Origin of the sequence: Pantoea ananatis LMG 2665 (assembly GCF_000710035.2) — a bacterium.
In the GTDB taxonomy this organism is placed as follows: Bacteria; Pseudomonadota; Gammaproteobacteria; order Enterobacterales; family Enterobacteriaceae; genus Pantoea; species Pantoea ananatis.
Genome location: NZ_JMJJ01000004.1, coordinates 728,274 through 750,840 on the forward strand (window position 1 = coordinate 728,274; position 22,567 = coordinate 750,840).

General features: G+C 56.8%; 23 protein-coding genes and 1 pseudogene. 13 read left to right on the forward strand and 11 right to left on the reverse strand.

Annotated features, from left to right (window positions below):
• A complete protein-coding gene (locus tag EL29_RS05240; protein ID WP_019105682.1) occupies window positions 1-1,149 on the reverse strand; it encodes an efflux RND transporter periplasmic adaptor subunit in 1,149 nt (382 codons plus the stop codon).
• Window positions 1,150-1,937: 788 nt separating this feature from the next.
• On the opposite strand from EL29_RS05240, the gene EL29_RS05245 reads away from it, so the two are divergent.
• Genes EL29_RS05245 through EL29_RS05255 form a run of 3 tightly spaced genes read left to right on the forward strand, consistent with a single transcriptional unit; the run spans window position 1,938 to window position 5,212 of the window.
• Entirely contained in the window at window positions 1,938-3,212 is a 1,275-nt protein-coding gene (locus EL29_RS05245; RefSeq protein ID WP_019105681.1) for a nucleoside permease, read from the forward strand.
• Between the two features lie 10 nt (window positions 3,213-3,222).
• Window positions 3,223-4,239 carry an ADP-ribosylglycohydrolase family protein gene (locus tag EL29_RS05250; protein WP_019105680.1) on the forward strand — a complete coding sequence of 339 codons (1,017 nt, stop codon included), beginning with the start codon at window positions 3,223-3,225 and terminating at the stop codon, window positions 4,237-4,239.
• Complete coding sequence (locus EL29_RS05255) at window positions 4,232-5,212, forward strand: PfkB family carbohydrate kinase (RefSeq protein ID WP_019105679.1); 981 nt, start codon at window positions 4,232-4,234, stop codon at window positions 5,210-5,212. The genes EL29_RS05250 and EL29_RS05255 overlap by 8 nt, the downstream gene beginning before the upstream one ends.
• Here the strand turns inward: EL29_RS05255 and EL29_RS05260 are convergent.
• The gene (locus EL29_RS05260; RefSeq protein WP_014593467.1) at window positions 5,199-5,942 is read right to left on the reverse strand and encodes a GntR family transcriptional regulator; all 744 of its coding nucleotides are present in this window, start codon (window positions 5,940-5,942) and stop codon (window positions 5,199-5,201) included. The genes EL29_RS05255 and EL29_RS05260 overlap by 14 nt on opposite strands.
• Before the next feature lie 98 nt (window positions 5,943-6,040).
• On the opposite strand from EL29_RS05260, the gene EL29_RS05265 reads away from it, so the two are divergent.
• Entirely contained in the window at window positions 6,041-7,327 is a 1,287-nt protein-coding gene (locus EL29_RS05265) for an MFS transporter (protein ID WP_019105678.1), read from the forward strand.
• A gap of 35 nt (window positions 7,328-7,362) precedes the next feature.
• Here EL29_RS05265 and EL29_RS05270 read toward each other — a convergent pair whose 3' ends face one another.
• From EL29_RS05270 to EL29_RS05280, 3 genes are all read right to left on the reverse strand, one after another.
• On the reverse strand, window positions 7,363-7,611 hold the full coding sequence (locus EL29_RS05270; RefSeq protein WP_013025421.1) for an ElaB/YgaM/YqjD family protein: 249 nt from the start codon (window positions 7,609-7,611) through the stop codon (window positions 7,363-7,365).
• 227 nt (window positions 7,612-7,838) lie between these two features.
• Window positions 7,839-8,405 (reverse strand): hypothetical protein, encoded by a 567-nt coding sequence (locus EL29_RS05275; RefSeq protein WP_014593469.1) that lies wholly within the window; start codon window positions 8,403-8,405, stop codon window positions 7,839-7,841.
• Window positions 8,406-8,470: 65 nt separating this feature from the next.
• Window positions 8,471-8,800: a hypothetical protein gene (locus EL29_RS05280; RefSeq protein ID WP_015700529.1), complete on the reverse strand. Its 330-nt coding sequence runs from the start codon at window positions 8,798-8,800 to the stop codon at window positions 8,471-8,473.
• 208 nt (window positions 8,801-9,008) lie between these two features.
• Between EL29_RS05280 and EL29_RS05285 the strand changes: the two genes are divergently transcribed.
• The 3 genes from EL29_RS05285 (at window position 9,009) to EL29_RS05295 (ending at window position 10,196) form a co-directional block, all read left to right on the forward strand.
• A complete protein-coding gene (locus EL29_RS05285; RefSeq protein ID WP_033765874.1) occupies window positions 9,009-9,188 on the forward strand; it encodes a hypothetical protein in 180 nt (59 codons plus the stop codon).
• A gap of 188 nt (window positions 9,189-9,376) precedes the next feature.
• Window positions 9,377-9,760, forward strand: coding sequence for a hypothetical protein (locus EL29_RS05290; protein WP_014606096.1), 384 nt, complete (start codon window positions 9,377-9,379; stop codon window positions 9,758-9,760).
• Window positions 9,761-9,782: 22 nt separating this feature from the next.
• On the forward strand, window positions 9,783-10,196 hold the full coding sequence (locus EL29_RS05295; protein ID WP_019105676.1) for a GNAT family N-acetyltransferase: 414 nt from the start codon (window positions 9,783-9,785) through the stop codon (window positions 10,194-10,196).
• Here EL29_RS05295 and EL29_RS05300 read toward each other — a convergent pair whose 3' ends face one another.
• Both EL29_RS05300 and ldcA read right to left on the reverse strand, forming a co-directional pair.
• Window positions 10,197-10,856: an MBL fold metallo-hydrolase gene (locus tag EL29_RS05300; protein WP_028715020.1), complete on the reverse strand. Its 660-nt coding sequence runs from the start codon at window positions 10,854-10,856 to the stop codon at window positions 10,197-10,199.
• Window positions 10,857-10,878: 22 nt separating this feature from the next.
• A pseudogene (gene ldcA / locus EL29_RS05305) lies at window positions 10,879-11,803 on the reverse strand (muramoyltetrapeptide carboxypeptidase).
• A gap of 155 nt (window positions 11,804-11,958) precedes the next feature.
• Between ldcA and emtA the strand changes: the two are divergent.
• Window positions 11,959-12,591 carry a membrane-bound lytic murein transglycosylase EmtA gene (emtA, locus tag EL29_RS05310; protein WP_028715021.1) on the forward strand — a complete coding sequence of 211 codons (633 nt, stop codon included), beginning with the start codon at window positions 11,959-11,961 and terminating at the stop codon, window positions 12,589-12,591.
• A 50-nt stretch (window positions 12,592-12,641) separates the two neighbouring features.
• On the opposite strand, the gene EL29_RS05315 is transcribed toward emtA, so the two are convergent.
• The gene (locus tag EL29_RS05315; RefSeq protein ID WP_014606091.1) at window positions 12,642-13,589 is read right to left on the reverse strand and encodes a sugar-binding transcriptional regulator; all 948 of its coding nucleotides are present in this window, start codon (window positions 13,587-13,589) and stop codon (window positions 12,642-12,644) included.
• Window positions 13,590-13,889: 300 nt separating this feature from the next.
• Here EL29_RS05315 and EL29_RS05320 point away from each other — a divergent pair, with 300 nt between their 5' ends.
• Genes EL29_RS05320 through EL29_RS05330 form a run of 3 tightly spaced genes read left to right on the forward strand, consistent with a single transcriptional unit; the run spans window position 13,890 to window position 17,147 of the window.
• Window positions 13,890-14,720 (forward strand): transketolase, encoded by an 831-nt coding sequence (locus EL29_RS05320; RefSeq protein WP_013025431.1) that lies wholly within the window; start codon window positions 13,890-13,892, stop codon window positions 14,718-14,720.
• Complete coding sequence (locus tag EL29_RS05325; protein WP_013025432.1) at window positions 14,713-15,657, forward strand: transketolase family protein; 945 nt, start codon at window positions 14,713-14,715, stop codon at window positions 15,655-15,657. Before EL29_RS05320 ends, EL29_RS05325 begins: the two co-directional genes overlap by 8 nt.
• A 2-nt stretch (window positions 15,658-15,659) precedes the next feature.
• On the forward strand, window positions 15,660-17,147 hold the full coding sequence (locus tag EL29_RS05330) for an FGGY family carbohydrate kinase (protein WP_028715022.1): 1,488 nt from the start codon (window positions 15,660-15,662) through the stop codon (window positions 17,145-17,147).
• A 52-nt stretch (window positions 17,148-17,199) separates the two neighbouring features.
• On the opposite strand, the gene EL29_RS05335 is transcribed toward EL29_RS05330, so the two are convergent.
• Together EL29_RS05335 and EL29_RS05340 are read right to left on the reverse strand one after the other, a co-directional pair.
• Window positions 17,200-18,333 carry a mechanosensitive ion channel family protein gene (locus EL29_RS05335; protein ID WP_022623580.1) on the reverse strand — a complete coding sequence of 378 codons (1,134 nt, stop codon included), beginning with the start codon at window positions 18,331-18,333 and terminating at the stop codon, window positions 17,200-17,202.
• A gap of 97 nt (window positions 18,334-18,430) precedes the next feature.
• Window positions 18,431-19,165, reverse strand: coding sequence for a flagellar brake protein (locus EL29_RS05340; protein WP_014606088.1), 735 nt, complete (start codon window positions 19,163-19,165; stop codon window positions 18,431-18,433).
• A gap of 211 nt (window positions 19,166-19,376) precedes the next feature.
• Here EL29_RS05340 and EL29_RS05345 point away from each other — a divergent pair, with 211 nt between their 5' ends.
• Complete coding sequence (locus tag EL29_RS05345) at window positions 19,377-19,625, forward strand: GlsB/YeaQ/YmgE family stress response membrane protein (protein WP_013025436.1); 249 nt, start codon at window positions 19,377-19,379, stop codon at window positions 19,623-19,625.
• A 72-nt stretch (window positions 19,626-19,697) separates the two neighbouring features.
• Here the strand turns inward: EL29_RS05345 and treA are convergent, their stop codons facing one another.
• On the reverse strand, window positions 19,698-21,383 hold the full coding sequence (gene treA / locus EL29_RS05350) for an alpha,alpha-trehalase TreA (RefSeq protein ID WP_015700523.1): 1,686 nt from the start codon (window positions 21,381-21,383) through the stop codon (window positions 19,698-19,700).
• Between the two features lie 211 nt (window positions 21,384-21,594).
• Between treA and ghrA the strand changes: the two genes are divergently transcribed.
• On the forward strand, window positions 21,595-22,536 hold the full coding sequence (gene ghrA / locus EL29_RS05355; RefSeq protein ID WP_028715023.1) for a glyoxylate/hydroxypyruvate reductase GhrA: 942 nt from the start codon (window positions 21,595-21,597) through the stop codon (window positions 22,534-22,536).
• Window positions 22,537-22,567 lie beyond the last annotated feature (31 nt).

Genomic DNA, 22,567 nt, shown 5'->3' on the forward strand with positions numbered 1-22,567 from the left:
TCAGTGACCCTCGCTGGTCGGAGCGTTATCGCCCGAAGAGACGTCTACCGCTTTCACCTGCATGCCCGCCTGAACTTTTGCGGTGCCTTCAACAATCAGCTTGTCACCCTGGTTTAGGCCGGAAGTAATCAGCCAGTTATTGCCGATTACGCGGTCGGTCACTACGTCGCGACTTTCGACTTTGTTCTCTTTATCGACCACCAGCGCGGTAGCATTGCCTTTCGCATCACGGGTGATGCCTTGCTGAGGCGCCAAAATGGCATCGCTTTTCACGCCGTTGGTGACGCTGGCGCGCACGTACATGCCCGGCAACAGTTCATGTTGGGGATTGGGGAAAATCGCACGCAGCGTCACAGTGCCCGTCGCCTCATCCACCGAGACCTCGGTCAGTTCCAGCTTGCCGGGATGATCGTAGGTCGTACCATCTTCCAGTTTCACCGTCACGGGCACGTCATCTTTGTTCTGCTGCAGTGACGCCTGTTGGCGTCTCAGTTTGAGCAATTGTACGCTGGATTGCGTGAGATCGACATAGATGGGATCCAGTGCGCGAATCGTCGCCAGCGCGGTGGTCTGGCTGGCGGTCACCAGCGCGCCAGGCGTAACCGATGAAATCCCAATGCGACCGCTAATCGGCGCTTTGATTTGGGTGTAATTCAGGTTGATGCGCGCACTTTCGACGGCAGCACGGTACTGATCCACGGAAGCAACGTTCTGTTGATACGTTGCCTGCGCATCATCCGCATCCTGACGTGAAACGCCGTTATCTTTCACCAGTGCGGCATAGCGTTCGGCTTTCAGTTTGCTGCTCTTCACCAGAGCCTGCGCATTCTTAAGTTGTGCGACGGCCTGATCGTAGCTGGCCTGATAGCTGGCCGGATCGATCTGATACAGCACCTGTCCGGCTTTCACCTCATCGCCTTCGGTGAACAGACGTTTCTGAATGATCCCATCCACCTGCGGCCTGACATCAGACGTCATACTGCCGGTGACGCGCCCGGCAAGCTGGCTGTCCAGTGTCACCGATGCGCTTTGCAACGTTTTTACCCCGACTTCGGTGGTCATGTTGGCATCGGCGGGAGGACTGTTTTGATCGCAGCCCGCGATCATCACGACCAGCCCGACGATCATAGTGCGCTGAAAAGTTTTCATGAATTACCCTGTAATGAACGTTCATTCTCAGCGCGCAGTGTAATAAATGCACAAGAATCTGTATGTCAGCAAAGCGAAAAGAAGGATGTCCAGAAATGAGCAGCGCGGCTGCATTGTTCAGAGACGCGCCTGGAGAATGAGCCTGAAGGCGAGCGAATTCCGCCGCCTTACAGCCTGGTGGCGTGTTTCTGCGCGGGCTCCATTTCATACCACGCTACATGAAATGCTTGAGATGCGTTATTTGTGGCAGCGGCCTGTCCGAATGGAAAATACTCAACGGGTGAGTTTTCTCGGCCAGGAACCGCATACGTTGTTAGAGGATGCCGTGCGGGCCGCATTGTGGTTGCCTGCGGCCTGAAGCCCGAAGCCCGAAGCCCGAAGCCCGAAGCCTGAAGCCCGAAGCCCGAAGCCCGAAGCCCGAAGCCCGAAGCCCGAAGCCCGAAGCCCGAAGCCCGAAGCCCGAAGCCCGAAGCCCGAAGCCCGAAGCCCGAAGCCCAAAGCCCAAAGCCCAAAGCCCGAAGCCCGAAGCCCAAAGCCTGCGGCCGGTGGCGTGTTTGTAAGCCCGAACCGCCTGCAAAGACGCGCTGCCTTTCCAGAGCATTAAGTGCTCAACGTCTCGCATCCGGCGGTCGGGTGAGACCAGACAGAAGACGCCACCGGTTCCCGTGGCGCGCATAAAACCGTTCTCACCGAGAATGGGAGGTAGCTCAAAATTCCACCCAAAGGTATTATAAAGGTTATGTTTGTGGTGTTAGATTGGCCTTACCAACACCGGGGAACACACCATAATGAAAACGAAAACGGCCAGCCTGTCATTGATGATGTTTGTGGAATGGTTTATCTGGGGCGCGTGGTTTGTCCCGCTCTGGGCCTTCCTTAGCAAAAATGGTTTCACGCCCGTCGAGATTGCGTGGTGCTATGCCTGTACCTCCATCGCCGCCATTCTGTCGCCCATTCTGGTGGGATCGCTGGCAGACCGCTTTTTTCAGGCCCAGAAAGTGCTGGGTGTGCTGATGATCGTGGGCGCCGGGCTGATGTACTTCGCGGCGCAGCAAACGCACTTCAGCGGTTTCTTTCCCCTGTTGCTGCTGTATGCGCTGACCTATATGCCCACGATTGCCCTCACCAACAGCATTGCGTTTTCGCATGTAGCAGACGTGGAGCGTGATTATCCGCGTATCCGCGTGCTGGGTACGCTCGGCTGGATCGCATCCGGTATCGTCTGCGGTTTTCTGCCGTCGTTACTGGGCTTTGGCGACATCTCCGCCAGCAATGTGCCGCTGCTGATTACCGCCGCCAGCTCGCTGCTGCTGGGTATCTTCGCCTTTATGCTGCCCGCCACGGAGCCTAAAAGTACCGGCGCTTTTAGTGTGCGAACCGCGCTGGGCCTGGATGCCCTGGATCTGTTAAAAGATCGCAGCTTCCTGGTCTTTTTTGTCTGTTCCTTCCTGTTCAGTATGCCGCTGGCGTTCTATTACATTTTTGCCGAGGGCTTCCTGACCGAAGTGGGCCTGGCGCACGCCACGGGCTGGATGACGTTAGGGCAGATGTCCGAAATTCTGTTTTTACTGGCGCTGCCGTTCTTTATCAAACGTTTTGGTATCGGCAAGGTCTTGCTGCTCGGCCTGGTGACGGCCGCGCTGCGTTATCTGTTTTTTGTTTTTGGCAGCGATCAGAACCTGCTCACCTATGGCCTGTTATTTATGGGCATTCTGCTGCACGGCGTCAGCTATGACTTTTACTTCATTACTGCCTACATCTACGTCGATAAAAAATCCCCTGTGAGCATGCGCAATGCGGCGCAGGGATTAATTACCCTGGCCTGTCAGGGAATCGGCAGCCTGTTAGGTTATCGCCTGGGGGGCTATCTGATGCAGGAGATGTTTGCCTATGGTCAACCGCGCAACGGCCTGACGTTCAACTGGGCGGGAATGTGGCTGTTTGGCAGCGTGATGATCATATTGATTACCGTGGCGTTTATTCTGCTGTTCCGCGATACGAAAAAACGCAGCGATGAGCTTAACGTGGTTGAGCCTGCCGCCGCGACGGAAAGCCAAAAATAAGGAAGAGAAGATGATTACCGTACAACAAAGGATCACCGGCGCATTTTATGGTCAGGCGCTTGGCGATGCCATGGGCATGCCGTCAGAACTCTGGCCGCGAAGCCGCGTGAAAGCACATTTTGGCTGGATTGATCGTTTTCTGCCCGGCCCGGCAGAGAATAACGCCGCCTGCTATTTCGGCCGCGCCGAGTTCACCGACGATACATCGATGGCGCTGGCGCTGGCCGATGCCATCATCCGTCATGACGGAGAGATCGTCGCTGAAACCATTGGTCTTAACATCCTGCGCTGGGCAGAAGGGTTTGACGCGTTTAATAAAAATGTTCTGGGGCCCACATCAAAAATCGCGCTGCGCGCACTACAGGCCGGCCAGCCGATCAGCGCGCTGGAAAACAACGGCCTGACTAATGGGGCGGCGATGCGTATTGCCCCGCTGGGCTGCCTGTTACCCGCGCGAGATTTGCACAGTTTTATTGATGCGGTTGCGCTGGCGTCCAGCCCCACCCATAAGGCCGACGTCGCGATTGCCGGGGCAACCGTGATTGCCTGGGCCGTTTCCCAGGCGATAGAGGGCGCAGGCTGGAGACAGATTCGTGACGCGCTGCCGGCCGTCGCGCGTGCGGCGCAGGAGCGGCAGATAACCACCTTTAGTGCGGCCATGTCTGCGCGCCTCGAGCTGGCATTTTCGGTGGTTGAACAGGGGCGCGGTGTTGAATCCACTATGGAGAACATCTATGCCCTGGTGGGAACAGGCACCAGCACCATCGAGTCCGTGCCCGCCGCCATCGCGATGGTTGAACTGGCAGGAACCGATCCCAACCGCTGCGCCATTCTTTGCGCCAATCTGGGCGGCGACACGGACACCATTGGTGCGATGGCGGTTGCCATTTGTGGTGCGCTTAACGGTATTGATGCCATTGACCCTGCGCTCCGACAGCAGCTGGATAGCGTAAATAAACTGGACTTTGAAAGCTACGGCCGGGCGTTTACCGCTTTTCGCCTCAAGCGGGAGGCGGCGCATGGTTGATTCCCAGAGCGTGGCAACATTAGGCAACCGGGCCCCGATCGTCGTACTGGGCGCCGCCGTCGTGGATGTCATCGCCCGCGCCGAGCAGCTTCCCCAGCGCGGCGGCGACAGCGCGCTGCAGCAGCAAAGTATCAGCGTGGGAGGCTGTGCGTTGAACGTGGCGCTGGCGCTGCACCGCTTAGGTATGGATGCCGTTTCTGCGTTACCGCTCGGCCAGGGCGTCTGGGCTGAGCTACTCCGGCAAAAGCTTACGGCCTGTGGCCTGACCAGCGTCACGGAAACCCACAAGGGCGACAACGGCTGGTGCCTGGCGCTGGTTGAACCCGACGGAGAACGCACGTTCCTGTCGGTGGCCGGGGTGGAGAACCAGTGGGATGAGGCGATGCTGGCCTCTGTTCCGCTTCACGCAGAAGGCTGGCTGTATCTGTCGGGTTATCAGCTCATCGGCAAGAATGCGGAAACACTGCTGTCCTGGCTGGAAGGGCTGGCAAACAGGCCGCGGCTGGCGATCGATTTTGGGCCGCGTCTGCCTGCGATCGCGCCGGATCACTGGCAGCGCGTGATGGCGCTGCAGCCGTTGATTACGCTTAATCGCCAGGAAGCCGAACACGTCTGGCACCAGCGTTTGCAGCAGGACGGGTCTTTTAACGCGCAGGCGCTGATTACCCAGTGGGCAAAACATTTTGCCAGCCCGCTGGTGGTCAGGCTGGATAGCGAAGGCGCAGGCTTCAGCCATCACGGACAGTACGGCTGGATCGCAGCATTCAAGACGGCGGTGGTCGATACGATTGGGGCCGGTGACAGCCACACGGGAGGATTACTGGCTGCGCTCGCATCTGGCTGGCCACTTGATAACGCAGTGGCGCTGGGGAATGCCGTCGCATCATTCGTGGTTGCGCAGCGTGGAGGCGATACCGCCCCCGACCGTGCAGCGCTGATTCGCCACTGGCAGCAGTGCCTTACTCGGCAATAAACACGTACAAATCACTGCGACAGTAGCTGATGCTGTATTCCAGAGGACGATCGCGCGCATCCAGCGCCAACTGCTTAATCACCAGTACGGGAATCCGCTCGGGCAGGGCAATGAGGCGCTGTAATTCGGCATCTGGCATTTGCGCACTGACGCGACTTTGCGTTTTCACCGGCTGGATCTGGTGGCGGCGAAAATAGTCGTACAGCGAAATACCGATGTCGCTGGCGTCGTTGATCAAATCGCACGGCACCCAGGACGTTTCCACGGACACGGCCTGTTGATCGACATAACGCAGGCGCTTCAGCAAATAGACCTCACTGTCCGGGGGCAGCTGCAGCTTCTGCGCAATGTCATCTTCGCAACGGATACGATGTTTTTGCAGCCATTCCGTATCGGGCTTTTTACCCCGTAATACGACCTGCTGTGAAAATCCCTGCGGCTCTTTCAGTGAGTATTCCAGTGCGCGACAAATCTGCGTGCCATAGCCACGCGAGCGATGAACAATCCCTTCCTGAGAGAGCGCATCCATCGCTTTACGCACCGTGATGCGGGAGATCCCCAGAGAGTGAGAAAATTCGCGCTCGCTGGGCAACACCTCTTCGTGACGCAGCACGCCGTCGCGCACGGCGTCTTTAATCACCTGCACGAAACGTTTATAGAGCGGGGTTTTGCTCTCGGCGCTGAGCACGCTGCTCAGATGACTGAAAAGGGCATTATGCTGTGATGTCATTATTCTCGTCTGGGATACATAACCTTATCTGCTGGAATTCTATACTATCTCTCTTATCGCCGTACTGCTTTTGCAGGCTGCAAGTTGAGGATAGTCAAATGGAAACCTATTCACCCCAGGTAAAGCAACATAAACGTGCGCTGGTTGCGGGTTCGGTTGGCAACTTTATTGAGTGGTATGAGTTCGCCATTTACGGCTTTCTCGCCACGCTGATTGCGCAGAACTTTTTCCAGTTACAGGGCGAGTCGGCCTTGAGTGGGCTGATTCTCACCTGGGCCTCCTTTGCCGTCGCATTTTTCTTTCGGCCACTGGGTGCGCTGGTGTTTGGCCGTATCGGCGATCGCATCGGCCGCAAACCGACGCTGATTATGGTGCTGGTGTTCATGACGCTGGCGACCACGGCGATTGGCCTGGTGCCGACCTATGCCTCAGTGGGCATCGCAGCACCCTTAATCCTGACCGGGCTGCGTATCCTGCAGGGGGTGTTTGCCGGAGGAGAATACGGCGGTGCGGTCTCCCTGATGACGGAATTTGCGCCGCGAGGCAAGCGCGGCCTGTATGGCGCGTGGCAGTCGCTCACGGTGGCGCTGGGCCTGCTGGCTGGCGTCGGGCTGGTGGCGCTGTTGTCGTTTACGCTCAGCCCACCAGCCATGCTGGCCTGGGGCTGGCGCATTCCGTTTATCCTGGCATTACCGCTGGGCATGGTGGCGCTCTGGCTGCGGCTGGCAATGGACGAAACGCCCGGCTTTGTCCGTCAGCAACAGCAGCAGAAGGGGGGCAAAGCCGCACCGCTCCAGACGTTGAAAACCATTCTGCTGGCCGTGGCGCGCGTGATGCTGTGGTCAGCGGCGGGTTACACTTGTCTGGTCATTATGCCAGCCTACCTTCAGTCCGCCCTGCACACCGGACTGCACCAGGCGCTGGCGATCGCCGTGATTTCCAATCTGGGGTTTGCCTTGACCATTATTCCGGCGGGGATACTCAGTGACAGGATAGGGCGACGCCGGGTGATGGTGGTGGCCAGCGTACTGTTGCTGTTACTGGCGATGCCGCTGCTGAAGGTGCTGCAGGCGGAAACGGTGGCGTTACCCAGCAAAGCGCTGGTGGTGTTTATTGCAGGCGGTGTGGTGGGCTTACTGGCAGGGCCGGGGCCGGCGATGCTGGCCGAAATGTTTCCCACACGGGTTCGCTACACCGGACTGGGACTGGCGTATTCGCTATCGAATGCCGTTTTCTCGGGCTGTGCGGGGTTGATTATTACAGGGCTGGTCAAGCAGACGGGCAATCTGGATATTCCGGCGTGGTACATGATGGCAACGGCGTTGGTAACAATACCGGCACTGATGACGTTAAACAAAGACGATCATCTGCGCGATCTGGTATGAGGGTAAAACGGGAGCCAACGCTCCCGTTTTGAGACTTATTTGCGGCCCAGCAGGAAGCCAAGTACCACGCCAACGCCAGCGGCTACGGCCAGACCCGCGAACGGGTTAGACTGCACCTGATCCTTGATGCAATCAGCGGCATCACGTGCGGCGTAGGATGCCTGATTGGTGTAGCGGCGTGCTGCACCACGGGCACGGTGACGCGGGGAGTCGGTAACTTCACCCCATTGTTGCTCTGCGGCACCGGCGACTTCTTTCACTGCATCTTCAATTTTTCCTGACATGCTTCATCTCCTTGGTTATCACAGTCACCTAAAGCGTAGCAAAGCTTAGCCGTCGTGCTGCCCCAGGGCGCATTAATCTTCTGTTCAGGAGGCAAAGGTCAGGGGAAAATATCTGCCACCGCGTCATATCGCTGGCCTGAGAGGCGCGCAGGCAGGGGCGTGAAGCGGGGAAACGCGGCAACTCGCCAGTGGCTAATGTGTGCAGGGAAAAATCATTACCAGCTGTTTCACAAAACGGCATTGCCCGGAGCGGCGGCGTACTGAGGGTACCAGCTCACCAGAAAGTGGCGAATATGGTCGAAGCACCATTCCGCATCCTCCGACTGAGGGCAGTAGTACTGAATTGTGATTTTTTCATAGCGGCGCTGACGTTGCTGCAGCGGCGACCAGCCCCAGTCGAGTACAGCACGGGCATAGTTGACCAGCGCATCCGCTGCCAGCCCATGCTGTTGGGCCTGCTCTTTGAGATAGGTGTAAAACGCGGTTTCCAGCTGCAGCGTCTCAGCATGTGAATGGCCAGGCAACTCGGGACGAAAGGCGATATCAATAAACCCGCACACCGCGTTTTCCTGCTGTTGCCAGTCGCAGGCCAGCGTCATGAACAGCCCGTCCTGAAGATTCACCTCTTCCACCAGACGCTGCAGGTTTGCTGAGTGGCGCAGCACCGCAACCTCTTCAAGGCGCTCTGTTTCCAGCGTTAAGTCGATGCCGCAGGGATTGACCGTACCGTCTTCATTGCGGGTCGCCGGGAAGGGAAAATCGATATAGCCGTTGTTATCCAGACGCTTTTCCATGTGAAGGATGACCTGTCTCTTGACGTTTCCTGACACTATACCATTCTGCGCCCGGATTCACCCCTCTACGGGCAGGTCCAGGTGATCAGGGTATCCTGATAGGGATTGATGAGCCGGAACTGCTTGTCCGACAGGCGTTGCGCATAATAACCCTCACGCGTGACGGCGGAAGGAATGTACTGGAAGCGATCCTGCGACTGCAGCGGACCGCTCTGCACGCTTGCGCCGTCCCGACTGACGCTAAATGAGGTGACCAGATCGAAAATCGTCCCCTGGGTCTGGCCCAGCGACTGACCGTAAAGGGTGCTGACCTCGCCCGGGCATTCCACGCCTTTCGGCGACGATGAGCAGCCCGCAAGCAGTGCCATAAAAATGAAAACTACCGATCGCAACATATCCTGTCCCTGCCCAAGTCCATGAAAGCGGTGAACGATTCTATCCTGTTGCGCCGCAAATAACATGATCATAGCAGTTCTGCGACACAGGCTGATTTGTGCTTTGCTCAAAGGTTAAGCAACAGAAATGCAAAAGATGACTTTGAGGTGGAATAAACGTTATTCTTGCCATCTTTGCGCATCGCTTAAGCAAATTCAGGGATAAATGATGAAAGAAGAAGAAGCCAGCCTAATGATTATTCGCCACGCCATCGAATCGCTGGATGCAGAAAAAAGGCAGCAGGTCATTGCCTGTGCCGCTGAAATTCGCGATGTGATGAGCAGCTTCGACAGCGAACACGCCGACCTGGCGTTAATGTTGGTCGCAGCGGAAGTGGCTGCAGACTAATTGAGCCGTGGTTTACCCGATGCCATCTCGCCCGTTCGGTTTTCTGGTGGTGCGCAGGGCAGGTGAGCGGCTGTCTCTCCGGCACGCCTGAATTCCTGCGGCAACCTGTCCCGTCCTGCTCTGCCTGGCTTTTATTGTGATAAACTCCTCTGACAATGGGAAATGACGTATTCAGCGGAGGAAATCAGATGAAAGCAGTCCGTCTTGCCCTGTGCCTGTTGGCCTGTTACAGCGCGTCAGCGTGGAGCGAAAGCGAATTCCAGATCCATTGTCCCGGTCGGCCTACCATGACCATTTCACGCGCTGAATATGGCCTGAGTACGCTCTCCTGGCCCAAACAGCACTTCCAGATTGCGGCGGGGCAACTGAACACGCAGATTGAGGGCGGTGACAAAGTGGCCATTACCCGCTTCCGCAACGGCGATCAGCTGATCGTCAACAAAAGCAATCTCGACACCTTCTTTGTCTACCATGACAGCGACGCGCTGGTGCCCTGCAGCCGCAGCGCGAAGCGTGACGTGGACGTCCTGAGCCTTGAGCGCTACGACGACAGACAACGTAACGACTCCTGATTTGCCGCGATAAGGAATGCCAATGCAGATTACCCTCACTGATAAGGTGACCAGTAAAGATCAGGATGAACTCCGGCTAGGCCTGAATGCGCATAACAGCAAATTTTTTGACGTGGACCTGATTAAACCGCTGGGGCTGTTTATCTGTGATTTTCAGGGGAAGAAGCTGGCAGGGTTAACCGGTACGACGACAGGTAACTGGTTACGCATCGATTTGCTTTGGGTCAGCGACAGGCTCCGGGGGCAGGGCACGGGAAGTCAGTTGGTGCTGGCGGCAGAACAAGAGGCGCGCCAGCGAGGATGCCGTTTTGCCCAGGTCGATACGGCCAGCTTTCAGGCTCGGCCCTTCTACGAGAAGTTGGGCTATCACGTCCGGTTAACGCTTGGCGACTATATTCACCATTACCAGCGCCATTATCTGACCAAAATCCTGTAACTACAGCACCGCCTGCTGGCGCAGATCCAGCGGGTGCAGCTCTGCCTCGTCGATAGCGGCCAGCCAGCCGGACAGGGTCACTTTCTGCCATGAGAGATGGCCGCGCGTGGTGCTCATCAGCACCACGTCAGGGCGCAGAGTCCGGTAGAGCTCCAGCGAAGCGGCCAGTTCGGCAGGATTGCTCTCGGGCACCAGCACGGTTATCCAGCGGTCATGCTGACGCGTGAGTGTATCACCGACAAACAAGTAGGTCAGGCCGTTAGGGGAAGCGTAAAGATAGCTGCAGCTGCCGGGCGTGTGGCCGGGCGTCGGCAACAGGTGAAAATCACAAAAATGCGTTTCCTGCTGCGTGAAGGTATCGTCAGGTTCGACAAAGCGGCTGATCTGCCCCAATGAGCGGCTGTGGCAGTAGAGCGCGCTGTTAAAGCGCTGCTGGATACGCGCCGCGCCGGGCGCGGATTCATGCCAGTGGGTCAGGTAATGCCGGATTACGCCGTTATCATCCGCCAGCACTTCATGATCCAGCGGGTTTTCTACCCGTCCAATCAGTAAATTGCCGCGCGGATGACGCAGCAAAAAACCATGCATCATAATGTCTTCGGTACCTTCGGCCGGAAACTCCGGCGTTGAGATCCACAAATCGTCATACAGCGGCTTCAATGTCGATCTCCTGCAACTTCAGCTATGTGCGCAATACGGGATGTCCGCTCGCCTGTAATACAACCTTACCCTGATTCACCTGCAGCGTGGCCGTTGCACCCAGAGGTAAGGTGACGGTATCCGGAGCGTGACCGAAGTCCAGGTCGCTGATAACCGGCAGACCGCTGACCTCGCGAATGTGCTGCCAGACCGTAGGGAAATCAAATCCGTTGTCGTACTCCGACAGAGCGGTACTGGTGAAACTGCCGGTGACAATTGCCTGCTGTCTGGCCAGCACGCCGCATTGGTGCAACTGCAGCAGCATACGTTCAATACGGAACGGATGCTCGTTAACATCTTCGATAACCAGAATGCCGTTCTCAATCTGCGGCAGCCATGGCGTCCCGATTAGCGAGCAGAGCATCGCCAGGTTGCCGCCCCACAGCGTCCCCTGCCAGTGGCCGGTTATCGGGTGTTTCACTTTGCCAGGCCACCATGACTGTAGGTGATGTCAGCGCATGCCAAAAGTGCTGCAGGGTAAATTCGGATAAAACCTCAGCGCCAAAATTGCCCGCCAGCATCGGTCCACTGAAGCTAATCAAACCGGCATGTTGGAGCAGCGCTAACTGCAACACGGTGAAGTCGCTGTGCCCACAGATGGCCAGCGGCTGGTGCGCTAAACGACGCTTCAGGCCGGCATAATCCACCGACGGCAGCAGCCGTGTTGCGCCATAACCGCCGCGCACCGCCAGCACAATATCGGGTAGGGTTGCTAAGTCAGCCAGTTCATTAATATCGCCTGAGCGCGCCTCGTCGGTGCCAGCAAAGCGCTGGAAGCGCCGCGCGATGACGGCGTCATTGTCCACGCGATGTCCTTCCGCTCGCAGGCGTTCAACCCCGAGCAGGGCCGCAGGTTGATTATGGCAATAACCTGAAGGGGCAATAAGACGGATGGAACGTGACGTCATAGTAAATTCCTGAAATTAGTCAGTGACAGACTTCACGATAATGACGAAAAACCGTAAATAAGTCATCAGACTGCTGTAATTAGGATAAACGGTAATTTTGCAATTCAGCCGGCTCGGTATGATAGCTTCCGCCACTTCTGCGACGAGATAAAAAATTGCTAAAAATTCGCTACTTTGTCATTTCAGCCTTGCTGCTGACGGGCTGTGCCAGTGAACCGCCGCATACTTACGTTAAAGAGAAGAATACGCCGTTAACTCAGGCACCGCCTTCACGCATCAGTGGAACCTGGTCACTCTTTACCGAAACGGCCGCCAACCAGTATGGGGTGGATGAAAAACTGATCAGCGCCATTATCAATGTGGAGTCCGGTGGGAACCCTGGCGTGGTCAGCCGTTCTAATGCGGTGGGATTAATGCAGATCAAAGCCTCAACCGCGGGCCGGGAAGTGTATCGCACCCAGGGGCGCCACGGTCAGCCGAGCAACGCAGAGCTGCGCGATCCGGCCAGAAATATAGATATTGGTACCGCGTACATCAAAATTCTGCAGCAGTCTGAGCTTTCGGGCATCCGCGATCCCCTCACGCTGCGTTACGCCACCATTGTTTCCTATGCAAACGGTGCTGGCGCTTTACTGCGCACCTTCTCCAGCAATCGCGATCGGGCCATTGCCATGATAAATGCCATGACGCCGGACGAGTTCTATCAGCACGTACAAAACAAACATCCTGCAGCCCAGGCGCCACGTTACCTGTGGAAAGTCACCACGGCTTACCGCGCTAACAGCTGATCCTCATGTTTTCTCCTCACCTTCCTTTTTGGCAGGTGAGGAGAGAACAGTTAAGTGGTCAGCAGCCTTGCCGTGGGATAATCCACAATCAGCACATTCACATAGCCACCCCGCAGCGCCCCGCGAATCGCCTGTGCTTTCTCTTTGCCGCCTGCCAGCGCCACCACCTGCGCACACTGTCGCACCTGTTCCAGTTCCATGCCAATGACCGGATCCTCATCGGCGTTCAGCACGGGTTGACCCTGTTCATCAAAATAGTGCAGGCAAATATCCCCCACCGCGCCGCGCCCGGCCAGGGTGCGTAACATGGTTGCGTCGTAGTAGTTACCCGAATTGCGCAGCAGCGCAGAAGGTTCAAGATCGCCAATGCCGACAATGGCTAAGTCCACCTCATTAAACTTATTCAGCACTTCGGCGACGTCGGGATTGGCGGCCAGCCGCTGGCGATCCGTGACCGAGTGTTCAATGGACTGAGAGGGCAGCAGCCAGGCGGGGCAATTCAACAGCGCGGCAAGATTTTGCGTCAGTATCGTAGCCTGGACGTTTCCGTTGGCCCCCACGCCGCCCAGCAGCTGAATCACACCTTTACAGGCGTTATTGAGAGGATGCAGGGCATCCACCATTGCACGAATGGTGCCGCTCCAGGAGGAGATGCCAATAAGTTCGTCCGCGCGCAGTCGGGTTTCCAGATAGTGCGCCGCCGCCGAGCCAATCGCCTGTTTGATCTCGCCAGCGGACGCCTGTTCTGGCACATCCACCACAATGGCCTGCGGCAGCTGATAGCGTTGCTCAAGCGCTTTTTCCAGTTCCGGAAAGACATTAGCAGGCGGCACCACGCTGATTTTTACCACGCCTTCTTTCACACTGCGGTTCAGAATACGCGATACGAACGACTGAGACAGCTTGAGTAGCTGTGCAATATCGGACTGCTTCCTGCCTTCGACATAGTAAAGTGTGGCAATTTTTACCATGAGCCGCTGTTCATCCTGCTTCGCCATTGGTTTTTTTCCTCTCGTGTTCTGCCTGCCATTGTTAACCACCCACGTAAAAATCACAATCCACGGCAATTTGTGATCATTTTCGCTTTTTATCACTTCCTGTCTGGACGGCGTCATCCGCAAGGCGCATAGTGGGTTTGAATATAAAATCATTATTGAATATATATTCATAAAGGGAAAGGACTTTGGTCTGGCAGCACATGTAAGTGTGAGACTTTCACGCATTGCCTGTCAGCACGGGGCAATAACACCCAGCCTGAATATATATTCAGTGTGGACTTAAAATTCAATAGGTGAGCTATGAATCCTTTTATGCTTTCTGTAAATGAGCTTGAAAAACGAGCGCGGTCAGTGCGCCGCCGCATTATTCAGCTTAACGCGGGCAGCCCGGCGGGAGGGCACACCGGCGCGGACCTGTCGCAGGTTGAAATCCTGACTGCGCTCTATTTCCGCATCCTCAACTGTGCGCCCGACCGGACGGCAGATGACGAGCGTGATATCTATATCCAGTCAAAAGGTCATGCCGTGGGAGGATATTACTGTGTGCTGGCGGAAGCCGGGTATTTCCCGCTGGAGTGGCTGGCGACCTATCAGCATGCTCACTCCGCTTTACCGGGGCATCCGGTGCGGCAAAAGACGCCGGGCGTCGAACTGAACACGGGCGCGCTGGGGCACGGATTGCCCGTGGCGGTGGGCATTGCGCTGGCGGCGAAGAAGAGCAACAGTCGGCGGCGCATTTTTGTCGTGACCGGTGACGGCGAGCTGGCAGAAGGCAGTAACTGGGAAGCGGCGCTGGTGGCAGCCCATTACGGGCTGGATAACCTGATTGTGATTAACGACAAAAACAAACTCCAACTGGCGGGATCGACGCGTGACATTATGAACACCGATCCGCTGGCGGAGAAATGGCGTGCCTTTGGTCTGGCGGTGAGTGAATGCCAGGGCAATGACATGGCATCGGTGGTCAGCGCACTCGAACAGCCGCCGGTAAGCGGCAAACCGCGGGTGATTATCGCCCACACGGAAAAAGGGTTTGGTATCTCCTTTATCCAGGGCAAAGCGGAATGGCACCACCGGGTGCCCAAGGGTGAAGAAATCGACCGGGCACTGGAGGAGTTAAAAGATGAGTAAGGCACAACATCTGGCAGAGGTCATGGTAGAAGCATTGATGGCGGCGGTTGATCGCGGTATCGATGTGGTTCCGGTGGTGGCTGACTCCACCTCAACTGCTAAAATCGCGCCGTTTATTAAGGCGTTTCCCGGCCGGTTAATTAACGTGGGCATCGCCGAGCAGGCGCTGGTGGGCACGGCTGCCGGGCTGGCGCTGGGCGGAAAAGTGGCTGTAACCTGTAACGCCGCACCCTTTCTGATCTCCCGCGCTAACGAGCAGGTGAAAATCGACGTCTGTTATAACAATACTAACGTTAAGCTGTTTGGGCTGAATGCAGGAGCCAGCTACGGCCCGCTCGCCAGCACGCACCACAGCATTGACGACATCGCCATCCTGCGTGGATTTGGCAATATTGAAATCTACGCGCCTTCCTGTCCCCTTGAGTGCCGCCAAATCATCGACTATGCCCTTGATCATGTGGGGCCGGTTTATATTCGGCTGGATGGCAAGGCGTTGCCGCAGTTGCATGACGACGAATACCGCTTTACACCCGGGGCGATCGATCTGCTGCGCGAAGGCCATGACATTGCGCTTGTTGCCATGGGCTCAACGGTACATGAGGCCGTTACCGCCGCAGAGCAGTTGGAAAAGCAGGGGGTTTCCGCCGCGGTAATCGCCGTGCCTTCTCTTCGTCCCTGTAACACTCAGCAATTGCATAATCTGCTGAGTCACTACCGTAGCGTCATCACGGTTGAAGAGCACAACATCAATGGTGGCGTAGGCAGCCTGGTGGCGGAGGTCCTGGCCGAGAACGGCTTGCCGGTTAAGCTGTTGCGTCTGGGCATTGCGGATGGCGAGTACGCCATCGCCGGCGATCGCGCCTCTACCCGGGCCTGTCATGGCATTGACGCCAGCAGCGTGGCGGCCCAGGCGCTGCGCCTTTGCACAGGAGGCTGACGATGCATGAGTCCGTGATTCTGGCTATTGATGAAGGCACCACCAACGCCAAAGCGGTCGCCGTAAATCGTCAGGGAAAAGTGGTGGCGCGGGCCAGTCAGGGCCTGACGCTGCAGCATCCGCAACCCGGTCTGGCCGAGCAGGCCCCCATGGCCATCTGGCTGGCCGTCAGGCAGGCGATAGCCGACTGTCTTGCCCAGTGCGCCGACGCACCGGTCGCGGCGGTTGCGATCAGCAATCAGCGTGAATCGGTTTTGATATGGCAGCGTCGGGACGCCATGCCGCTCACCCCGCTGGTGAGCTGGCAGGACCGCCGTTCGGAATCGTTTTGCCGCGATCTTCATCTGTCTGGACAGGCCGGGAAGATTACGGCGCTAACCGGGCTGGCGGTCGATCCTATGTTTCCTGCCGCCAAGCTGACTGGCATGCTGGCGTCACTGCCTGACGGTTTTGCCAGAGCGGCGGCGGGGGAGTTATGTATTGGTACAGTGGACAGCTGGCTGACCTGGCAACTGTCGGCGGGAGAGTGCTTCGTTACCGACCATGCCAATGCGGCACGCACGCAGCTTTACAGTCTGCACACCAACGACTGGGATGATGAACTGCTGTCCCTGTTCAGCCTGCCGCGCGCTGCGTTGCCGCAGATTAACGCCTCAGCGGGTTGTGCGGGCGTGGTTGCCTTAACTGATATTGCCGGTCTGGCACCTGGCACCCCGATCCTGGCACGCATTGGCGATTCCCATGCGGCGCTTTATGCCCAGCGCCGTGACGAGGCGGAAGTGGTTAAGGCAACCTATGGCACGGGCTCCTCGCTGATGATGTCGATGGTAACGCCGATCCTGACCGACAATGGCCTCAGCACCACCGTGGCGTGGCACGACGGTCAACCGCGCTTTGCGTTTGAAGGCAATATTACCCACACCGGTTCAGGTGCGGCCTGGCTGGGAAAAATGCTCGGCGTCACCGATCCCCAGCAGCTGACGGCAATGGCCGAAAGCTGTGATGACAATCAGGGCTGCTATTTTGTCCCGGCCCTGTCCGGACTGGGCGCGCCCTGGTGGGATTTAAAAGCCCGCGGCATGCTGTGCGGCCTGACCGATGCGGCCACCCCGGCGGTGCTGGCGCGGGTCGCGCTGGAGTCGATTACCTGGCAAATTGCTGATGTCTTTTTCGCTATGGAACAGGCAAGCGGCGACACATTACCTGCGCTGTGCGTTGACGGCAGTGCGACACAAAATCGCTGGCTGATGCAGTTTCAGGCGGACGTCCTGCAGCGCCCGCTGCATTGTGCGCCTACCGCTGAAGCCTCCGCGCTGGGGGCGGCACTGCTGGCAGGTAAACAGCTGGGATGGTGGCAACAGGGGAGTGATATGCAGGCTCTTCAGGGCGGCAACGTCGTGATGCCGCGCAGGCAGCTGGCGCAGAAAATGCAGGACAGCTATCAGGGCTGGCTGAACGCCGTTGCCCGCTGTCGCTATCAGCCCGCATAAGGGCTGCAAGAGGATCGGGCAGCGTGCCGCGATCCTCCGTTCGTCCCGGCGCTTAACGATTCGCGCGGCGTAGCTGGGCCGCGTCGTCATCGGGAACCGGCTTAAGATCGACCGGCGGCAAACTGCCCCCGCTGAATTCGACCTGACGGATCGGGAAGGCAAAGCGTATATTGCGTTCTTCCAGTGCCGCCATCAGCTGCAGGTTAATCTCCTGTTGAATATCCATGTACTGGTTGTAGTCGGCACTCAACACAAAATAGACCACTTCAAACGTCAGCTTCGAATCATCGAACGCCAGAAAATGGGCGCGGTCAAAGCGGGTCATCTCGATGCCCTGAATGATGGTTTTCACCTGTTCACTTATCTCGCGTACCTGCTCAGAAGGTGTGGCATAGCTGATACCAAACCTGAACACGATACGGCGCTGCTGCATACGTTTGTAGTTGTGAATCGTTTGCTGCAGCAGAATGGTGTTGGAACAGACGATCTGTTCACCACTCAGGCTGCGCAGGCGCGTGGTTTTCAGGCCGATATGTTCGATGGTCCCCGCGATGTCGCCAAAGACAATAAAATCACCGTGTTCGAAAGGCTTATCAAAGCCAATCGCCAGTGAGGCAAACACATCACTCAGCACCGTCTGAATGGCGAGGGCGATGGCAATACCGCCCACGCCCAGGCTGGCAACCAGCGCCGTAATGTCGATGCCCATGTTCGATAAAATGGCCAGCAGCATCATGACCCAAACCAGCACGCGCAGTAAAATGCCCATAATCACCGTGGTGACAGGATTGCGAACATGCTGCGGATCGCGCAGCAGGCTCTTTAACCACAGGCGGATGCCGCCATCGATCCACAGCGTAATCTGCACAATCAGGGCCAGGAACCAGCTGTGCGAGATCGTCGCGCGCCAGGCGTCAGGGAGATCGATAAAGCGCAGGGCGATAAGAAAGGAAAAAATCAGCAGCAGAAGCTGGCTGGTGCTGCGCAAGATCTCGACCAGAATACCGGTAAACCGGGCGTAGCGAACTTCGCTGTAGTGGGCAATGCGGTTAGAGGTAAAACGAATCAGGCTGCGCAGCAGCCAGTAAATGACAAGGGTAGCAACGATAACAATAGCGCTATTGATCCAGAGTGTTTGATTGAAAAAAATGGACTGAAAATGACGCGAACTGAGCCAGTTTTCCATTGGGGAGATTCTCCTTGCTGGTTCCGGTTAAACGTGAAAGCAAGGGAAAGCATAGCCTGGATGCGCCGCCGGTGCGCGGCGCAGGATGAAGGGCGGATCACTGGAAGCGTTGTGCTTTGTCGCGCGCCTGGCGCTCCAAGGCAAAAATAATCTGCTGCAGCTGCCGCTCCTGATGGGGCTCAAGTGCGGTAAAACGGAAGCTCAGGCGAGGCGTCACTTTCGTCTCATTTTTATTGGTGATAATGCTGCGTTCGCCAATGTGCATAAGCTTAGCGCTGACGTTGAACTGGCCAAATTCCCCCAGTTCGACCTGCAGGCTGTTGAAATCGTCCCCGCTTTTCAGCCCTTCCGGCATCGCTTCTTCCACCAGAACACCAATGCCGCCCAGGGAGAGATCCTGTAAGCGCAGGCGCGCGGCCGTGCCGTCAGGCCACTGGCAATGGCACCAGAACTGCGGCTCCATAGGGGCGCTGATGCGGAAAAATTCCCGACGCTGGATTTGCCACAGTACGTCCGGCAGGGCGGCCTGAAAAGCAGGTAACCCCTCAAAGTCGGTTTTTTCCAGTGCCCCAAGGGCAAATTCGATTTTGGCGCCGTGGGTTTCGGCGAAGACCGTGATTTCGTTGCAGTGCAGCGCGTAGTCGTTATCGAGGTTATTGCTTCCCAGATCAAACACAATGCGCGTTTCATCGGCAGCCAGCATACGGCTAATAAACTGCCCGCGCGAAAAATTCACCAGCAAAGGTGTTTGTAACTGAAGCAGGTCCTTCATCACGCCAAGCACGGCCAGCGTGCCACGTTTCAGATACTGTTCTTTATCGGTTTCTTTCACTTGCTGGCTCCAGATGAGCAACGTTTTTTCACGTAATTATCCTGTTACTACCCGTTCGTTATCGGCGCACAATAATAAAGCTTTAACACAATAACCACTATCATTAACTGCTTGCGCTACATTTTTGGAAAAACGCGACTATACTTGGCGCAGTGAACCGCTTGATTAATCAGGCGATCGCCATTGACTAACCAAAAGGAAGGAGTAACGGATGGGTATTATTTCATGGATCATCTTTGGTTTAATCGCCGGTATCCTGGCGAAATGGATCATGCCAGGTAAAGATGGTGGTGGTTTCATCATTACCGTGATTCTGGGTATTATCGGTGCCGTAGTCGGTGGTTGGATCAGTACCTTCTTCGGCTTTGGCCGTGTGGACGGGTTCAACTTCGGTAGCTTCGTTGTCGCGGTCATCGGTGCGCTTGTCGTGCTGTTTATCTACCGCAAAGTACGCAGTTAACGCAGAACATGATGTAAAAAAAGGGCCCGCAGGTGACTGCGGGCCCTTTTTATATTGGCAATGACATTGCCGTTATTGTGCGCTGCTCTGCGCCTCGGGAATATCGTGCGCGCTGTTACAGGTTTTCTCTTTCGGGCAATATTTATCCAGCAGCTTCAGCGTCACGCCGTTGGTCCAGCCGAAGCCATCCTGCAGCGGGTATTCACCGCCGCCGCCGCCGCCCAGGTTCGCACCTTCCACCACATATTTTTCGACCAGCTTATGCTCCTTGTCGTAGGTCAGCTGTACGTTACGCAGGAAACGTAAGCCCACCTGCTGCGCCAGTTGAGGTTTTTTGTAGTGCTCCAGGCCTTCTACCGCGACCCACTGCAGCGGTGCCCAGCCGTTAGGGGCGTCCCACTGTTGACCATTGTTCACCGTCGTGGTCACCAGGCCGCCCGGTTTGAGCAGCTGTTTTTCCACCGCGCTGGCGGTGCTGTCAGCCTGTTTGTCGCTGGCAATCTGCATATAGAGCGGAAAGAGCGTGGCAGCGGTGAGCTGCGGATGGATCTGGCGTTTCTTCCAGTCATAGTCCGCGTACCAGCCCTGCTTGCTGTCCCACAGGTAACGGTTAACCGCCGCCTGACGTTTTTCTGCCCGGTCTGCAAAGGCCTTTGCCCGATCGTCCTGTTTGTTCAGGCGATAGGCGGTAGACAGGGTTTTTTCCAGGTGGAACATCAGGCTGTTCAGATCTACCGGGGCCAGTTGGGTGGTACGGATGGTAGCCAGATTATGAGCGTCGGTGAACCAGCGCGAACTGAAGTCCCAGCCCGAGGCGGCTCCGGCACGCAGCTCGCGGTACATCTCGGCCTTGTTGCGCTGCGGCGCTTTACTGGCCGTCGTAATATCATCCATCCAGGATTCTGTACGCGGCACGTCGCGCGCATCCCAGTAGCGATTCAGCAACGTACCGTCGGCCAGCTTGATCACCCGTTTGCTGGCACTGCCCGCTGCGACGCTGTCGCTGTCTGCCATCCAGTAGTCGTATTCTTTTTGCAGCTGCGGCAGATAGCGGGTATAGGCTTTGTCGCCTTCATGGGTTGCCAGCAGATCGACCATCAGGCTAAAGAACGGCGGCTGTGACCGGCTCAGGTAGTAGGTGCGGTTACCGTTAGGAATGTGGCCGTAGCGATCCAGCAGGGAAGCAAAGTTATCAACCATGTCCTGGACTTTGTCCCAATGGCCGCTCTCTGCCAGCCCCAACATGGTGAAATAGCTGTCCCAGTAATAAACCTCACGGAAACGTCCGCCCGGCACGACATAAGGCTTAGGCAGCGGCAGCAGCGAGTCGTATTTTCCCACACTGTTGGTGGTGCGGGTTAACACCGGCCACAGGCCGTTAATATGGTCGCGCAGGTTCTGGCCTGCAGGCGGCACATATTTATCGCCGTCGCCAGGCAGGGTAAAATTCGCTGCAACAAACCGTTTTAAATCAAAGCCGCGCTGATTTTTTTGCATCTGCCAGTCGGCAAGAATTGACGAAGGATCGTACTTTGGTACTGCATCGGCAAACGTTTTTTGATCGGGGTAAAATTTCGCCTGTTGAACGGCATTAAACAATGGCCCTAAGCGGACATCCGGCGGCTGCGGTGGATTGTTCAGTAATCGGGATTCCTCTGCCGCCCAGCTGTTGAATACGCTCGCGCTCAGCAACAGGCTGAGCAGGATGGGCGCATGGCGTTGAGGCCGTTTTTTCGTTTTTACCTCAGTGTTCATCATCGGTGTTTCTCCTTGTCCGAAATGCGGCCCTGTGTAACGCATTGACCACCCAACAACTTTAGACCTTAACCACAATTTTCACCCTTAAGTGCGGCGGAAATGTGAAGCGGCATGAATTATTTATTTGCGGTATGTTAGAAAAAAGGCATTTTTCAGGGCTTCGCTTGCCCTTGTGCACGTTTACCCGAGGCGGGAATAAAAGGAGAGCAGTATGGAGATTGTATGGTTTCATCCGTCGCAGAGCGCCACGGACTGGACACATGGCCTGCAGCAGCGTTTACCCCAGGCCCGCGTGCGCGCGTGGGCACCGGGCGACAACGCGCCCGCAGACTATGCGCTGGTGCGTTCGCCACCGCCTGACATGCTTCGTGGCCGCCACGCGTTAAAAGGCGTATTTGCACTGGGCGCAGGCGTGGATGAAATCCTGCGGCAGCTGGCGCAGCACCCGGATATGCTCACGGACAACGTTCCGCTCTATCGCCTGAAAGACACAGGCATGGCGCAGCAGATGCAGGAATATGCGCTGTGCCGCGTCCTGGGCTGGTTCCGACGCTTCGATGACTATCTCCAGCAGCAGCAGTCGGCCCAGTGGCAGCCGCTGCCTTCTTACCCGCGCGAAACTTTCCACATCGGCATTTTAGGTGCAGGCGTACTCGGGCAGCAGGTCGCCGAAACGCTTAAGGCGCGGGGATTTCCGGTGCGCGTCTGGAGCCGTTCTCCGAAGCAGATTCCCGGCGTAACCAGCTTCGCTGGCGCGGCGGCGCTGAATGACTTCCTGCGCGAAACCCGGGTGCTGATTAACCTGCTGCCCAGCACGCCCGAAACGCGCAATCTGATTGATCATAAACTGTTGCAGCAGTTGCCGCAGGAGGCTTTTTTCCTTAACCTCGCCCGTGGCGATCAGGTCGTGGAAGCGGATTTACTCGCTGCCCTTGATCGCGGACAGTTGAAGGGGGCCGCGCTGGATGTGTTTCAGACTGAACCGCTGCCTGCCGATCATCCCTTATGGTTCCATCCGCGCGTAACAATTACCCCTCACAATGCGGCGGTCACCCTGAAAGAAGAGGCGATGGACTTTATTGCCCACGCTATCGGGCAGCTCGAAAGGGGTGAACATCCTCAGGGCCTCGTCGATCGTCAGCGCGGCTATTAATCACTGATGCCTTAACCGGCCTTTGCAGGAG

What these genes read in the sequence shown, in the direction of transcription:
- EL29_RS05325 (WP_013025432.1), top strand. Translation starts at nt 14,713, where the DNA reads ATGAGTAAGGCACAACATCTGGCAGAGGTCATGGTAGAAGCATTGATG.
- EL29_RS05290 (WP_014606096.1), top strand. Translation starts at nt 9,377, where the DNA reads ATGAAAGCAGTCCGTCTTGCCCTGTGCCTGTTGGCCTGTTACAGCGCG.
- EL29_RS05265 (WP_019105678.1), top strand. Translation starts at nt 6,041, where the DNA reads ATGGAAACCTATTCACCCCAGGTAAAGCAACATAAACGTGCGCTGGTT.
- EL29_RS05260 (WP_014593467.1), bottom strand. Translation starts at nt 5,942, where the DNA reads ATGACATCACAGCATAATGCCCTTTTCAGTCATCTGAGCAGCGTGCTC.
- EL29_RS05250 (WP_019105680.1), top strand. Translation starts at nt 3,223, where the DNA reads ATGATTACCGTACAACAAAGGATCACCGGCGCATTTTATGGTCAGGCG.
- ghrA (WP_028715023.1), top strand. Translation starts at nt 21,595, where the DNA reads ATGGAGATTGTATGGTTTCATCCGTCGCAGAGCGCCACGGACTGGACA.
- EL29_RS05320 (WP_013025431.1), top strand. Translation starts at nt 13,890, where the DNA reads ATGAATCCTTTTATGCTTTCTGTAAATGAGCTTGAAAAACGAGCGCGG.
- treA (WP_015700523.1), bottom strand. Translation starts at nt 21,383, where the DNA reads ATGATGAACACTGAGGTAAAAACGAAAAAACGGCCTCAACGCCATGCG.
- EL29_RS05240 (WP_019105682.1), bottom strand. Translation starts at nt 1,149, where the DNA reads ATGAAAACTTTTCAGCGCACTATGATCGTCGGGCTGGTCGTGATGATC.
- EL29_RS05270 (WP_013025421.1), bottom strand. Translation starts at nt 7,611, where the DNA reads ATGTCAGGAAAAATTGAAGATGCAGTGAAAGAAGTCGCCGGTGCCGCA.
- EL29_RS05315 (WP_014606091.1), bottom strand. Translation starts at nt 13,589, where the DNA reads ATGGCGAAGCAGGATGAACAGCGGCTCATGGTAAAAATTGCCACACTT.
- EL29_RS05295 (WP_019105676.1), top strand. Translation starts at nt 9,783, where the DNA reads ATGCAGATTACCCTCACTGATAAGGTGACCAGTAAAGATCAGGATGAA.
- EL29_RS05345 (WP_013025436.1), top strand. Translation starts at nt 19,377, where the DNA reads ATGGGTATTATTTCATGGATCATCTTTGGTTTAATCGCCGGTATCCTG.
- EL29_RS05335 (WP_022623580.1), bottom strand. Translation starts at nt 18,333, where the DNA reads ATGGAAAACTGGCTCAGTTCGCGTCATTTTCAGTCCATTTTTTTCAAT.
- EL29_RS05280 (WP_015700529.1), bottom strand. Translation starts at nt 8,800, where the DNA reads ATGTTGCGATCGGTAGTTTTCATTTTTATGGCACTGCTTGCGGGCTGC.
- EL29_RS05255 (WP_019105679.1), top strand. Translation starts at nt 4,232, where the DNA reads ATGGTTGATTCCCAGAGCGTGGCAACATTAGGCAACCGGGCCCCGATC.
- EL29_RS05245 (WP_019105681.1), top strand. Translation starts at nt 1,938, where the DNA reads ATGAAAACGAAAACGGCCAGCCTGTCATTGATGATGTTTGTGGAATGG.
- EL29_RS05330 (WP_028715022.1), top strand. Translation starts at nt 15,660, where the DNA reads ATGCATGAGTCCGTGATTCTGGCTATTGATGAAGGCACCACCAACGCC.
- EL29_RS05285 (WP_033765874.1), top strand. Translation starts at nt 9,009, where the DNA reads ATGAAAGAAGAAGAAGCCAGCCTAATGATTATTCGCCACGCCATCGAA.
- EL29_RS05275 (WP_014593469.1), bottom strand. Translation starts at nt 8,405, where the DNA reads ATGGAAAAGCGTCTGGATAACAACGGCTATATCGATTTTCCCTTCCCG.